Source organism: Brenneria nigrifluens DSM 30175 = ATCC 13028 (assembly GCF_005484965.1).
In the GTDB taxonomy this organism is placed as follows: domain Bacteria; phylum Pseudomonadota; class Gammaproteobacteria; order Enterobacterales; family Enterobacteriaceae; genus Brenneria; species Brenneria nigrifluens.
Map to the genome: position 1 here is coordinate 1,958,106 of NZ_CP034036.1, position 13,970 is coordinate 1,972,075.

11 protein-coding genes are annotated in these 13,970 nt (G+C 57.6%); 3 read left to right on the forward strand and 8 right to left on the reverse strand.

The window, feature by feature from the left end; all coding sequences use genetic code 11:
* Positions 1 to 6: 6 nt before the first annotated feature.
* Entirely contained in the window at positions 7 to 756 is a 750-nt protein-coding gene (locus EH206_RS09035) for a GntR family transcriptional regulator (protein ID WP_009112469.1), read from the reverse strand.
* A 511-nt stretch (positions 757 to 1,267) separates the two neighbouring features.
* Between EH206_RS09035 and EH206_RS09040 the strand changes: the two genes are divergently transcribed.
* Complete coding sequence (locus EH206_RS09040; RefSeq protein WP_009112470.1) at positions 1,268 to 4,144, forward strand: flavocytochrome c; 2,877 nt, start codon at positions 1,268 to 1,270, stop codon at positions 4,142 to 4,144.
* A gap of 104 nt (positions 4,145 to 4,248) precedes the next feature.
* Positions 4,249 to 5,232, forward strand: a complete 984-nt coding sequence (locus EH206_RS09045; RefSeq protein ID WP_009112471.1) for an FAD:protein FMN transferase — start codon at positions 4,249 to 4,251, stop codon at positions 5,230 to 5,232.
* An 84-nt stretch (positions 5,233 to 5,316) separates the two neighbouring features.
* Here the strand turns inward: EH206_RS09045 and fabI are convergent, their stop codons facing one another.
* The 6 genes from fabI to sapA form a co-directional block, all read right to left on the reverse strand.
* The gene (gene fabI / locus EH206_RS09050; protein ID WP_009112472.1) at positions 5,317 to 6,108 is read right to left on the reverse strand and encodes an enoyl-ACP reductase FabI; all 792 of its coding nucleotides are present in this window, start codon (positions 6,106 to 6,108) and stop codon (positions 5,317 to 5,319) included.
* A gap of 159 nt (positions 6,109 to 6,267) precedes the next feature.
* Complete coding sequence (gene sapF / locus EH206_RS09055; RefSeq protein WP_009112473.1) at positions 6,268 to 7,083, reverse strand: putrescine export ABC transporter ATP-binding protein SapF; 816 nt, start codon at positions 7,081 to 7,083, stop codon at positions 6,268 to 6,270.
* Positions 7,083 to 8,075 carry a putrescine export ABC transporter ATP-binding protein SapD gene (sapD, locus tag EH206_RS09060; RefSeq protein ID WP_009112474.1) on the reverse strand — a complete coding sequence of 331 codons (993 nt, stop codon included), beginning with the start codon at positions 8,073 to 8,075 and terminating at the stop codon, positions 7,083 to 7,085. Before sapD ends, sapF begins: the two co-directional genes overlap by 1 nt.
* A 15-nt stretch (positions 8,076 to 8,090) precedes the next feature.
* Positions 8,091 to 8,981, reverse strand: coding sequence for a putrescine export ABC transporter permease SapC (gene sapC / locus EH206_RS09065; protein ID WP_009112475.1), 891 nt, complete (start codon positions 8,979 to 8,981; stop codon positions 8,091 to 8,093).
* A complete protein-coding gene (gene sapB, locus EH206_RS09070) occupies positions 8,968 to 9,933 on the reverse strand; it encodes a putrescine export ABC transporter permease SapB (protein WP_009112476.1) in 966 nt (321 codons plus the stop codon). Before sapB ends, sapC begins: the two co-directional genes overlap by 14 nt.
* Complete coding sequence (sapA, locus tag EH206_RS09075; protein ID WP_009112477.1) at positions 9,930 to 11,639, reverse strand: ABC transporter substrate-binding protein SapA; 1,710 nt, start codon at positions 11,637 to 11,639, stop codon at positions 9,930 to 9,932. The genes sapB and sapA overlap by 4 nt, the downstream gene beginning before the upstream one ends.
* 235 nt (positions 11,640 to 11,874) lie before the next feature.
* Here sapA and EH206_RS09080 point away from each other — a divergent pair, with 235 nt between their 5' ends.
* Complete coding sequence (locus EH206_RS09080) at positions 11,875 to 12,729, forward strand: hypothetical protein (protein WP_009112478.1); 855 nt, start codon at positions 11,875 to 11,877, stop codon at positions 12,727 to 12,729.
* Positions 12,730 to 12,960: 231 nt separating this feature from the next.
* Here EH206_RS09080 and EH206_RS09085 read toward each other — a convergent pair whose 3' ends face one another.
* Positions 12,961 to 13,920: a D-2-hydroxyacid dehydrogenase family protein gene (locus EH206_RS09085; RefSeq protein WP_040343098.1), complete on the reverse strand. Its 960-nt coding sequence runs from the start codon at positions 13,918 to 13,920 to the stop codon at positions 12,961 to 12,963.
* Positions 13,921 to 13,970 lie beyond the last annotated feature (50 nt).

The following is a 13,970-nucleotide window of genomic DNA, read 5'->3' on the forward strand; positions in this document are numbered from 1 at the left end:
GGGAGGCTATAGCGCCAGCAGCGGACGCGGCGGCGCGTCGAGCGTAAAGGTATAGTGCCGCTGGTTGTAATAGACGTTCGACAGCTCAAAGGGAACGCCGTTGGCGAAAAAGGCGATCACGCTGGCGTGCAGCACCGGTTCATCGCGCGCCAGCCCCAGCGCTTCGCGTATTTCGGTCGAGGGGAGCTCGGCGAATATCTGTTTATGGCTGCCGACGGCGCCATAGCCTTTTGACTTGAGATAGGCATATTTCGACTGATTGAGCGCCTGGGTATTCAGGTCGGGAAACAGCGCCTGATTCATCCAGGATTGTTCATAAACAAAGGGCGTGCCGTCAATCAGCCGCAGGCGCAGCATATAGTGAACCGCGGCCTGTTCGGGCACCTGAAGCGCGCCGGCGACCTCCGGCGTCGCGGGTTGCTGGGAAAAATGCAGCAAGCGATTGACGACCTTGCGCCGGACGCTGCTGGCGACCTCGCTGGAGGTCAGGTGCTGATCCAGCGGCAGTTGAACTTTGACGCGGGTATCCGGCCGGGCGACAAAGGTGCCGCGGCCGCGAAAACGCTCGACCAATCCCTGTCTGACCAGATAATCCACCGCTTTGCGCGCCGTCATGCGTGAAACCTGATATTGCCGGCACATTTCCGCTTCGGTAGGCAATGGATCGCCGGGCCGCAGCGCGTTTTCCCGGATCTGGCGGCTTAGAATCTGCTCGATTTGCAGATAAAAAGGGATAAAAGAGTGTTTATCGATCATCGAATACGTCTCTCCCAGCTGCCCAGTCTGAATAGTATAGGCGGGCAGTTATCTAAACAAGGACCGCGTCCCGTTGATTAATATTAACGCGGTGGCGGCGTTATAATAAACAGGCGTCCGGCGAATATATTATTGTCCATACATTATTTATGCTTTTTATATGTCCATACAAAAAATGTTGTTAAATGACGTGGCATAACAATTATCCGTTCACGCATTATATTTTCGCGATGTTTATGTGATTAATAATGCTATTTAAGTTGGTATCAAGATAAATAAATGTTAATAAAAAATAGCGAATATTAATTTTAAAAAATAGTCACGCCAATAACCCTGCTAATAGTGATTCTATTCGGCAGTTAAAATAGTAAAAAAACGTGTTTTTACATTAAAAAAAAACAGATAATTAGCCCGAAAACTATCAGCCAATATAACTAATTAGATAAAAATCATGGCTGCGTCCCCGATTTATTTTTGAGCAATTTTTTTATTTTTAAGTGGAGCGTTCGCTATGAAGAATACGACGAATAGTAACCGGGACTTATTAAATTCTTTTACCCTGCCAAACGGCATCGCGCTGAAAAATAGGGTGGTTATGGCGCCGATGACCACCTGTAGCGGCTTTTATGACGGCAGCGTGACCAAAGAGCTGGTGGAATATTATCAGGCCCGCGCGGGAAGCATCGGCACGGTTATTGTGGAGTGCTGCTTTGTGGATGACCGTGGGCTGGCTTTCCCCGGGGCGATAGGAATAGACCACGACGATAAAATCGCCGGGCTGGCGAAGATTGCGACGGCGATTAAAGAAAAAGGGTCGAAGGCGATACTGCAAATTTATCACGGCGGGCGCATGGTGGAGCCGCGCTTTATCGGCGGCGCCGCGCCGGTGGCCCCCAGCGCCGTGGCCGCGCCGCGCGCCGGCGCGGCGGTTCCCGAGGCGTTGAGCGGGGATGAGGTCGAGGCGATGGTCGCCAAGTTCGGCGATGCGGTATACCGCGCCATTCAGGCCGGCTATGACGGCGTGGAAATTCACGGCGCCAATACCTACCTTATCCAGCAGTTCTATTCTCCCAATTCCAATCACCGCACCGATAAATGGGGCGGCAGCCGGGATAATCGCGCGGCGTTTCCGCTGGCCGTGCTGGATATCACCCATGATAGAGTTAATAAATATGCGGACGGCGCGTTTATTATCGGTTATCGCTTCTCGCCGGAAGAAATAGAAGAGCCCGGCATTCGTTTTGACGATTCGCTCTATCTGCTGGAGAAACTGGCGGAAAAAGGTTTGCACTACGTGCACTTCTCCATGGGGAATATTTTGCGTCCGTCCATCGTCGAAACCGGCGACCCTACGCCGTTGATTAAAAAATATCTCGCCCGACGCTCGCCCCGGCTGGCCGCTATTCCGGTAATCGGCGTCGGCGAAGTGGTTAATAAAGCGGATGCCGAAACGGCGCTGGAATGCGGCTATGACCTGGTCGCCGTGGGCCGCGGCTGTATCGCTTATCCTGACTGGATTGAACAGATTGCCGCCCGGGAAAAAATCGATCTTTATATCCCCAGCGACCAGCGCGAAGCATTAACCATCCCCGAACCGCTGTGGCGTTTTTCGCTGGTGGAAGCGATGATCCGCGACGTCAATTTAGTCGGCAAGAAATTCAACGCCGGGACTTATCAGGAAAAAGTCCGGGATGAAAACGGCGAACTGACGGTTAATATCAGCTTTGAAGCCGAGCGGATAAAAAATATCGCGCTGGAAGACGACGCCGATATCGACGATTCGCTGATGATAAGTTTTGAAATCATTCGCGAGCGGATTCTGGACACCAACAGCCCGCACGTTGATGCGGTAACCGGCGCGACCACGCAGAGCGAAGCGATTAAAAAAGCCGTCACCAAGGCGATGGTAAAATCCTGCAAGGATGCGATTATCGCCGAAGGCGGCGACCCGGATGCGAGCCTGGCGGCCGATGTGGTGGTGATCGGCAGCGGCGGCGCCGGACTGGCGGCGGCGATTCAGGCCAGCGAAGAGGGCGCGCGCGTCATTATTGTCGAAAAAATGCCGGTTATCGGCGGCAATACCATTAAGGCCTCCGCCGGGATGAACGCCGCCGGAACGGTATTCCAGAAAATCAAAGGGATTGAGGACAGTCAGACCCTTTTCTATAACGAAACCCTGAAAAGCGGCAAACATAAAAATAACCCCGACCTGGTGAAATATTTCGTCGAGCATGCGCCGCGCGCCGTTGACTGGCTTGCCGAACACGATATTGAACTGAGCGACATTACCACCACCGGCGGCATGAGCGTCGACAGAACGCACCGGCCGGCCAACGGCGCGGCCGTCGGCGGCTATTTAATCAGCGGGCTGATTAAAAACCTCAACAAGCACAATATCGACGTCCTGCTGGATACCTCGGTAACGAAAATCATCCGTGAGCAGGGTAAGGTCGCCGGCGTCAGAATCGTCAATGACGAGCATGAGGAGAAAGTCATTGCCGCTAAAGCCGTTATCGTGGCGACGGGGGGATTCAGCGCCAATGAGCAGATGGTGGTCAAATATCGTCCCGACCTGAACGGCTACGTCACCACCAATCATAAGGGCGCCACCGGCGGCGGAATTCGCCTGCTGGAAAATATCGGCGCGGCCACGGTCGATATGGGAGAAATCCAGACCCACCCGACGGTGGAGCAAACCACCTCTTATCTGATCTCCGAATCGATCCGCGGCGGCGGCGCCATTCTGGTTTCCCAGCGCGGGGAGAGATTCTTCAACGAGCTGGATACCCGCGACAACGTTTCGGCGGCGATCGTTAATCTGCCGGAGAAATACGCCTATATCCTGTTCGATCAGCAGGTGAGAAACAGAAATATGGCGGTGGAGGAGTATGTGGCGCAGGGCCTGGCGGTAAGCGGCGATAGCGTCGGCGAGCTGGCGCGACAGATCGGCGTCGACGCCCATACGCTGCAACAGACGCTTGAGCGCTACAACAGCTTCGTCGGCCAGAAACGCGACGATGATTTTGGCCGGGTGACGGGAATGCGCGATCCGCTGAACCAGGCGCCTTACTACGCCATTAAAGTCGCGCCGGGCGTGCACCACACCATGGGCGGCGTGGCGATCGATGACGGCGCCGCAGTGCTGGATAGCCATCATAACGTCATTCCCGGCGCCTACGCCGCCGGGGAAGTGGTCGGCGGTATTCACGGCGCCAACCGTATTGGCGGCAATGCGGTGGCGGATATCATTATTTTCGGTATCCAGGCCGGCAAACGTGCGGCGGCCTACGCCAGGCCGCCGGATAATGCGCGGGCAACCGATGCCGGGGATAGCGCCGCAAAAGCGTCCGGCGCGGCGGAGAAACGGCCGGTGCTGATTGAGGACTGATTACGGGAGAGCGCGTCCGCCAGGGCGCCTCTCCGTTCGGACCTCTTCTGCGGGCGTTGCGCCCGCAGCGCCTGAAATAACATCGGCTATCTGACTTCCGCATAATGACATCGGTAAATAATATCTATTCCTACTCCGCCCGGCTGATGGGCAGCACCATTTCGTTAAAACTGTTTGTTGATGACGAAACGGCGGTCAGACGGGTCTTCCGGCGCATCAAACGGCTGGAAGACTTGTTGACCGTTAATCGCGCGCACTCGGAAGTGATGAGCATCAATCACGCGGCGGGTAAAGGCTACGTTGCGGTCAGTCCCGTGGTATTCCAACTGATTAAGCGCGCCAGAGAAATCAGCCTGATTAAAGACGGCTGTTTTAATTTCGCCATCGGCCCGGTGGTGAAACTGTGGAAAATCGGCTTTGACGGCCGCTCGGTTCCCGCCGCGGCGACAATAGAAAAGGCGCTGGCGCTGACCGATCCGGCAAGCGTTTTGCTCGATGAGGAGCAGAGCGCCGTTTTACTGCCCACCGCGGGGATGGAAATCGATTTAGGCGCCATCGCCAAGGGATATATCGCCGATCTGGTGAGAGATTTGCTCTGGCAGCACGGCATTTATCATGCGCTTATCAATCTGGGCGGCAACGTGCTGGCGCTGGGCGGCTCCTTGACGGATGGGCAAGGGCGGTGGGGCGTGGGGCTGCAAAAACCGTTCGCCGAGCGCGATGATCTGCTTGGCGTTATCCGCGTGAACGGCAAATCCGTGGTGACGTCCGGCGTCTATGAGCGATTTTTCACCGTTGACGAGCGGATATATCACCATATCCTGGATCCGCGCAGCGGCTATCCGCTGGATAACGAACTGCATAGCGTCACGGTTATTTCGGACGACTCCATCGACGGCGATAGCTATACCACGCTGCTGTACGGCATGGGCGTCGCGGCCGGAATTGACTATTTACGCCCCAGAGCGGATATAGAGGCCATCTTTGTCACCAAAGATAAACGGATCATTCTTTCTTCGCGGCGGCACTACGATTTCGAACGGCTGGACGACGGCTACGAATTAATTTGCGCCGACGGCGAGGGGTGAGCTCCTGCCTGCGCAGGAATAGCAGAGGCGGCAAACCCCGCATGGAAGCGCGGGGTTTGCCGGCGGGGTTTGCCGCCGGGGAGATTAATTATCCAGTTCCAGCTCGTTCATCGCGGCGATGTTAAAGCCGCCGTCCACGTGCAGCACTTCGCCGGAGATGCCGGCCGCCAGATCGGAGCACAGGAACGCCGCGGAATTGCCGACGTCTTCGATGGTGACGACGCGGCGGATTGGCGTAACCGCTTCACAGTGCGACAGCATTTTCTTGAAGTTCTTGATGCCTGATGCGGCCAGCGTACGGATTGGGCCGGCGGAAATGGCGTTAACGCGCACGCCCTGCGCGCCCATGGCGTTCGCCATGTAGCGTACGTTCGCTTCCAGCGACGCTTTCGCCAGACCCATAACGTTATAGTTGGGAATGGCGCGCTCTGCGCCCAGATAGGATAGGGTCACCAGAGCGGAATTCGGGTTCAGCATCTTGCGGCAGGCCTTCGCCATCGCCACAAAGCTGTATGAGCTGATATCGTGCGCCACGCCGAAGCCCTCGCGGGTTACCGCATCGACATAATCGCCGTCAAGCTGTTCGGCCGGCGCGTAAGCGATGGAGTGCACGAAACCGTCAAAGTTCGGCCAGACTTTGGCCAGTTCGACAAACAGCGCTTCAATACTGGCGTCTTCCGCGACGTCGCACGGCAGCACAATGCTGGAACCCAGTTCGCCGGCAAAGCCTTCAACGCGCGATTTTAGCTTATCGTTCTGATACGTGAACGCCAGTTCGGCACCCTCGCGGTGCATGGCCTGTGCGATACCGAATGCAATGGAGCGGTTACTGGCGACGCCAGTGACCAGAATGCGCTTACCGGTAAGAAAACCCATAGCAGTAATCCTTGTAATCGTTGTTGCTGCGACCATCGGTCATAAAATGAGCTGTTAATGATGATCGAGATGAATAAAACCGGGCGATTCTAGCACGCCCGGAGCCGATAGGGGTACTCCGAGCAGTCGTTACCCGTCATATTTGGAGCGGCGCGATACTCACAGCTGCGCACCGTCGCGCCGCCAGGCATCGGCGCTCAGCGCCTCGCCAAAATGGCTGGCAATCAGACGTTTGGTCAGTTCATGCAGCGGAGAAGCCAGCACGTCGGCGGTGCTGCCGCGCTCCACCACTTCTCCCGCCTGCATCACCAGGATCTGATCGCTGACGTGCTTCATCATCCCCAGATGCTGAGTGACGTAAATATAAGAGATACCGTGCTTTTCCTGGAGTTCCAGCATCAGATTGATAATCTGTGACCGCATAGACATATCCAGCGCCGCCAGCGCCTCATCCGCCACGATGACTTTCGGTTGCAGGATCAGCGCGCGCGCCAGCCCGATGCGCTGTTTCTGGCCGGGAGCCAGCGCGTGAGGATAATAGTAGGCGTGGTCCGGACGCAGCCCCACCTGTTGCAGCGTCAGGTTGATGGCCTTTTCGCGCTCCGCGGCGCTGAGATCGGTATTCAGCCGCAGCGGCACGTCCAGCAGTTGGCCGACGCGCTGACGAGGATTCAGCGCATTGCCCGCATCCTGAAAAATCATGCGGATACGCTGGCTGCGGTAGCGATAATCGCCGTAATGCAATAGATGATCGTCGATCAATAGCTCGCCGGAGGTCGGGGCGATCATACCCGCCAACATCTTGGCCAGCGTGGATTTCCCCGAACCGTTTTCGCCGATGATCGCCAGGGTCTGGCCTTCGCGCAAGGTAAAACTGACCGACTTCACCGCCTCGACGTGCTGGCGGCGAAACAGACCGCTGCGATAGCGGAAGGTTTTAGTCAGGTTGCGGGCTTCAAGCAGGGTTTCAACCATCAGGATTCCTCCATATTGAGCGGGAAGTGGCAGGCATACCAATGGTTCTTCACCGGCAGTAGCAGGGGCGTCTGCATACACTGTTTTTGCGAGTAGGGGCAGCGCGGGCCGAGACGGCAGCCGACGGGTAAATGTTCCAGCGAGGGGATCGCCCCCGGCAGGGTATTCAGCCGGCTTTTGTGCGGCAGCGAGCGGCCGAAGTCCGGCATCGCGCGGATTAACGCCTGGGTGTAGGGGTGGTGCGGCGCGCTGATCAGGTCTTCGCTGGTGGCGCTTTCCACCGTCTGGCCGCAGTAGAGCACGTTAATCCGATCGGCCCATTTGCTCATGGTTTGCAGGTCGTGGCTGATCAATAGAATGGTGGTGTTATTGTTCTGGTTGAGCCGCGACAATAAACGAAAAATCTGCGCCTGGGTGGTGGACTCCATGGCGTTGGTGGGCTCATCGGCGATAAGCAGACGCGGCTGGTTCGCCAGCGCGATGGCGATCATCACTTTCTGGCATTCGCCGTCGGTCAGCTCATAGGGATAGCTGCCCATGATATCTTTATGATCTTTGATGCCGACGCGGTGCAGCAGCTCGATCGCCCGGCGTTTGCGCCAGTGGAATCGCTGCCACCAGCGGCCTTTATAGGTCCAGCCGGGGATGGTCTGGATCAATTGCCGCCCGATGCTTTCGGAAGGATCCAGACAGGACTGCGGCTCCTGAAAAATCATCGATACGTTATGGCCCACCAGCTTGCGGCGCTCGCGCGGCGACAGTTGCAGCAGGTCGATATCATCAAAGCGGAAGCGATCGGCGGTCACCCGCCAGTTATCTTTGGTAATCCCGCAGATGGCTTTGGCGATCAGGCTTTTGCCCGATCCGGATTCGCCCACCAGACCGCGGATTTCCCCTTCGGTCAGCGTCATGCTGACCCGGTCGACCGCTTTTACCGCGCCCTCGGAGGTGAGAAACTCGATGGTCAGATTGCGAATATCAAGCAAGGGCATAGGTCGTCTCCGCCATTATTCCGTTTCCGCCAGCAGGGCGCGGCGAATGCCGTCCCCCAGCAGGTTGACGATCAGCACGCTCAGGGCGATGGCCGCGCCGGGCAACATCACCGTCCAGGGGGCGGCGTAGATCAGCTCCAGTGAATTACCCAGCATCGCTCCCCATTCGGTGGTGGGCAACTGCGCGCCGAGGTCGAGAAAACCCAGGGCGGCGATGTCCAGAATGGCGATGGACAAGGCGCGGGTGAATTCCGACACCAGCACCGCCGCAATATTGGGCAACACCACATACCAGACGATATAAAAGGCGGAGGCGCCGTCAAGACGCGTAGCGACGACGTACTCTTTGTCCATCTCGTTGTGTATCGTACTGTAGATGGTGCGCACCATGCGCGGCAATAGCGCCAGCCACACGGCCAGCATGGCGTGCTCAAGCTTCGGGCCGATAAAGGCGATCACCACAATGGCCAGCAGCAGCGACGGAATGGACAACAGGGTATCGAGAATGTGGTTAAACACGGCGGAGCGCAATCCGCGGGTGACGCCGGCGAAAACGCCTAACACGATGCCGCACAGCGCCGCCGCATGGGTGACGATCAGCGCCGACCCCACGGTGGGGGCGGCGCCGCTCAATAGCCGGCTCAACAGATCGCGCCCCAGGTCGTCGGTGCCGAGGAAAAACGAGACTTCGCCGTAGTGCGACCAGGAGGGCGGCAGCATCTGGTAACCCAGGAATTGCTGGCCGACGTCGTAAGGCGCCAGCAGTTTGCCGAACAGGCACAGGCCCAGCAGCAACAGAAAGCCGTAAAAGCCGACCATCGCCAGCGTATCCTGGTGAAACACGCGCCAGGTATCGCCCAGACGGCTGGGGATGCGCTTTTCGCTGTAGACGTTATCGAAGGGCATACCACTCCTTGTGTTTCAACGGGTTGGTTATTGCTCCCCAGATGTCGGACAGCACGTTAACCGTAATAACCATGGCGCCGACCACGATGACGCCCGCGGAAATCGCCGCGAAATCCTGTTGGCGGATGGCGTTGACCAGCCAGCGCCCCAGCCCCGGCCAGTTGAAGACCACTTCGGTAATCATGGTGAGAGTCAGCATAGTGGAAAACTGTAATCCCAGCTTGGGAATAATCGGCGGCAACGCGTTGTGCAGCACATGGCGGCGAATAATGGTCAGCGGCGACAAACCGCGGGTCGCGGCGGCCTTGATATAGCTTTTGCCGATAACCTCGGTGGTGCTGATGCGCATCAGCCGTATCACCTCCGTGGTCGGCGCCACCGCCAGCACGCTAATCGGCAGAATCAGATGCCGGATCGCGCTGACCATCATCTCATTGCGATAGGGGGAGTCGGACAGCCAGGCGTCGATCAGGGCAAAACCGGTTACGGTTTTTACCTGATACAGCAGATCGAAGCGTCCGGAAACCGGCAGCCAGCCGAGATGCAGTGAGAAAAACAGCGTCAGCAGCAGCGCCAGCCAGAATACCGGCAGGGAAAAGCCGATAAGCGCCAGCGTACTGATAACGATGTCCGGCCCTTTGTTCTGCATCACCCCCGCGGTGATCCCCAGCGGGATCCCCACCAGCAAAGAGAGCACGAACGCCAGCAGGCAAAGCTCGATCGTCGCCGGGAGCACGACCTTCAACTGCACGATAATGGCCTGGCCGTTGGTGCTGGAACGGCCGAAGTCGCCCTGCAGCAGGCTGGAGAGGTAAAAGCGGTAGGCGTCAAGCAGCGCGGCGCCGTTAAGCGGGGCGTGCGGGGTGTAATAGCTCAGGCTGAAGCCCAGCAGCGTCAGCAGGAACAGCGTAACCAGCAATAGCAGCAGGCGCCGCAGGGTAAAGATAATCACGGTTGTTCTCCTTCATCGACCGGCCGGGAAGAAGGGAGGAGCGGGGCGGCGCCTGGCTCGCGGCGAGGATTGTCGCTTTCCCGGAAAACCCCGGCGAACGAGGCGCTGCCGAACGGGCTGAGCACCAATCCTTTCATATCATAGCGATAGGCCAGCAGGCGTAACGAGGAGGCCAGCGGCAACACCGGCAGCTGTTCGGCCAGAATCTGCTGCGCCTGTTGATAGTATTCGATACGCTTCGCCAACTGTTGTGAAGAGAGCGCGTTTTGCAGTACTTCATCAAAGGTGGGATCGCACCAGTGGGCGTAGTTGGTTTGCGAGCGAATGGCGGCGCAGCTTAATAACGGGCGGAAAAAGCTGTCGGGATCGTTGCTGTCGGTGGTCCAGCCGGCCAGGGTCAAATCGTGGCTGAGCTCCATCAGCCGCGCTTCCTGAAAACGCCCCTCGACGGGCACAATGGTCACCTGTACCCCTACCTGCGCCAGATCGGCCTGTATCAGCTCGGCGGTTTTCAGCGGGCTGGGATTGTAGGAGTGCGACGCGCTGGGCACCCATAGGCGCAGGTTCAGATTGCTTATCCCCAGATCCTGCAAGCGCCGGCGGGATTTCTCCGGGTTGTATTCCGTTATCCTGGCCTCATCGTCATAGGCCCAGGAGGCGCGCGGCAAGATTGAGGCGGCGGTTTCGGCGGTGCCGTAGTAAATGGACTGCATCAGCCGGTCATTATTAATCGCCAGCGCAATGGCCTCACGCACGCGGCGGTCGTCCAACGGCGGCTTGCGCACGTTGAATGCCAGATAGGCGATGTTCATGCCGGAACGTAACGACAGGCGCAGTCGCGGATCGTTACGTAAAATCGCCAACTGGCTGACGGCGGGATACGCCAGCACGTCGCATTCGCCGGTCAGCAGTTTGGACAGGCGGCCGGTGCCGCCGGCGCCCAGATCCACCACCACCTGCCGCATACGGGGCAGGCCGCGCCAGTAGGCGGCGTTGCGCGTCAGGCGAATATATTGCCCGTTGCGGTATTCATTCAGCATATAGGGGCCGGTGCCGACCGGTTCGCGATCCAGCAATTCCTGCTTATCGCCGGCGGAGAGCGCCCGGGCATACTCGGCGGAGAGGATCGGCGCATAGTGCGTTGCCAGGTGCCACAGGAAAGAGGCGTCCGGGCTGTTAAGCCGGATTTCAACGCCGTATTCGCCCAGCTTGCGGATGCTCTGCACCGAGTCGGCAAATTGCAGACTGTCGAAATAGGGATATTCGCCGCCGTTGACGTCATGATACGGATGCTTTTTATCCAGCATGCGTTGAAAGCTGAATAGTACGTCATCCGCATTCATGTTGCGGCTGGGGCTGAACCAGGCGGTGGTTTGAAAAGGGACGTCGCGCCGCAGATAAAAGCGATAGGTCGAGCCGTTGTCCAGCACTTCCCAGCGCTGGGCCAGTTCCGGCATCAGGCGATAGGTATAGGGATCGACGTCCAGCAGGCGATCGTAAAGCTGGGCGGCCAGCGTATCGATGGTCACGCCGCTGCGCGCCATTTGCGGATTAAAGGTATTCAGTACGTCGTTCACGCAATAGACAAAGCCGCTTTGGCGGATATCTTCCAGCGGCGCGGCAACCGGCGCCGTCGGCAAGGGAGCCGCCAGCGAAGGCATAGCCAGCCAGACGAATGCCAGTGCGAAACAGGTTTTTCCAGACATACGGGATATTTTTCAGTCAATACATAATACACAGAGTGTACCGCACTCTGGCAATCCTCCCCACTCCGTTGTGCGCGGATGGCGACTTTCCAACCGCCGGTATTGCTTATGGCGAATTTTTGCTCTGGATCATATAAGAGACGTTTTATCCCCATAATGACGGATAATTAACTAAGTTCTGTGGAAAAAATGCCGTTATAGCTAACACTTTGCCCGAAAAATGGAGTGATTCCGGATGGACGCTATCAGGCCTCATTGCCCTCATGACGGCGAATTCTCGCCTGGATCGGAAGACGCTATCAATAATCCCGATGATTCAGACGCCGGCGCGGCGACATTCGAGGCGATTGAACTTGCAGCGGATGGCGGTGTGGGCCGCATGGAAAATGAGACCGACGAGGATCGGCAAAATCCGCCGCGGGCGTTAACCGCAGAGGAACTCAACGCGCAGCATGAAAAGATAAAACGGCTGGCCGATGCCACGCTTGCCGCACCGCAGGATCGCGTCTCCGATCAGGCCGCCGCGTTTTTTATTCTGGCCGTAGAAAGCACGCACTCTTCGACTACTCAACTTGCCAACGCGCTGCATGACGCTTTTTCAACCCCGTTGAATGCCGAAAAGACGGCAATGCTGGAGGCTTTTGAAATAGCGGTGAAAAAACAGATGCTCGCTTTTATCAATCTGGCATTTATCACCAAAGCGCATCAGCCGCGGGCCGCGCATATCATTGACGACTACATCGGCGAACTGGTGGCGCGGCGGGACGCTATCCGGCTGGGCGCCGCCAACGCGGAGTTTTTGCTGGCCTCCGGCCTGGGCGAGGAGCAGTACGCCGCCGCGGTGCGGGATGATATTGCAGCCCTGAAACAGGGAACCCATGGCACGCAGCTCGATATGTCCCAGGCGTTATCGATCGCCGATAACGCCTGTAGCGCCGTCGATATGCTCGACCAGTTTGAAATGATGCTGAGAAACCGCGGCAGCAAAGCATCGACGCTGAATAGCGAGTTGCAGCACTTAAGCCTGCTGGCCGATCGCTGGGAGGATTTTGTGCAAAAGTATGCCCAACGCACGCCGAAAAAATGCTGAAAGGGCATAAAAAAGCGCCAAGGGCAAACGGCCAGGAACCCCATAATCAGTATGGAAATGAGAAAAATTCTCAACAAAGTGCTTTACAGATGATACTGATAACTATTATCATCATTTCCGCACTTCAACGGTTGCTTCTTCGCAGGCACTGAAGGAGAGCACGACATTGCTCACATTGCTTCCAGTATTATTTTAGCCAGCCTAAGCGCTGGCTTTTTTTTTGGCGTCCCACTACCCCAATGCGCGCAGCGGTTTTCCCGCCAGAAACGCCTGAATATCTTCAACCGCCTGCGTGAAGTAGGTGCGGTAATTATCGTCGGCGACATAGCCGAGATGCGGCGTCGCCAGCACATTAGGTAGCGTGCGGAACGGGTGATCGGCGGGCAACGGCTCGCTGTCAAAAACGTCCAGCCCGGCTCCGGCAATGTTTCCCGCGCGCAGCGCGTGCAGTAAGGCGGATTGATCGACAATCGCCGCTCGCGAGGTATTAATCAGCAGCGCGGAAGGTTTCATCCGCGCCAGCTCCGCCGCGCCGAGTAAACCGCGCGTGCGTTCGCCAAGCACCAGATGGATCGACACGATGTCGCTGCCGCTCAGCAACGCTTCTTTCGAAGCGGCGAGCGCGACTCCCTGCCGTGCGGCGTCCGCCGCCGTCAGATTCTGGCTCCAGGCGCTGACCTCCATGCCAAAGGCCAGCGCAATGCGCGCCATTCGCTGGCCGGTTTTACCTAACCCCAGCAATCCCAGTCGTTTACCGCTCAGTCCGATGCCGACTGTGCTTTGCCATGGGCCGTTTTGTCGTAACGCTAGATTTTCGCTCATCAGGTGCCGGGCCAGCCCGAGGATCAGCGTCCAGGCGAGTTCAACCGGCGCCGCCGATCCGCTGTCCGTTCCGCACAGGGTCACGCCGTGGGCTTTGGCCGCCGCCAGATCGACGGCGGCGTTACGCATGCCGGAGGTAATCAGCAGTTTTAAGCGCGGAAGACGGGCGAATAGCGCGGCGGTAAACGGCGTACGCTCGCGCATAATCACCACAATGTCCGCCTCGGCCAGTTCGGAAGCCAGTTGTGCTTCATCGTCAATGTGTCGCGTCAGCGCGCGGCATTCCACCTGGGGCGCCAGCGCCGACCAATCGGCGAACGACAATGCGACGTTCTGGTAATCATCAATAATGCGGCATTGCAACGGCATAGGGGCGGGCATGGAACACCTTATCGATAACAGAGGAAACCTGAACAAGG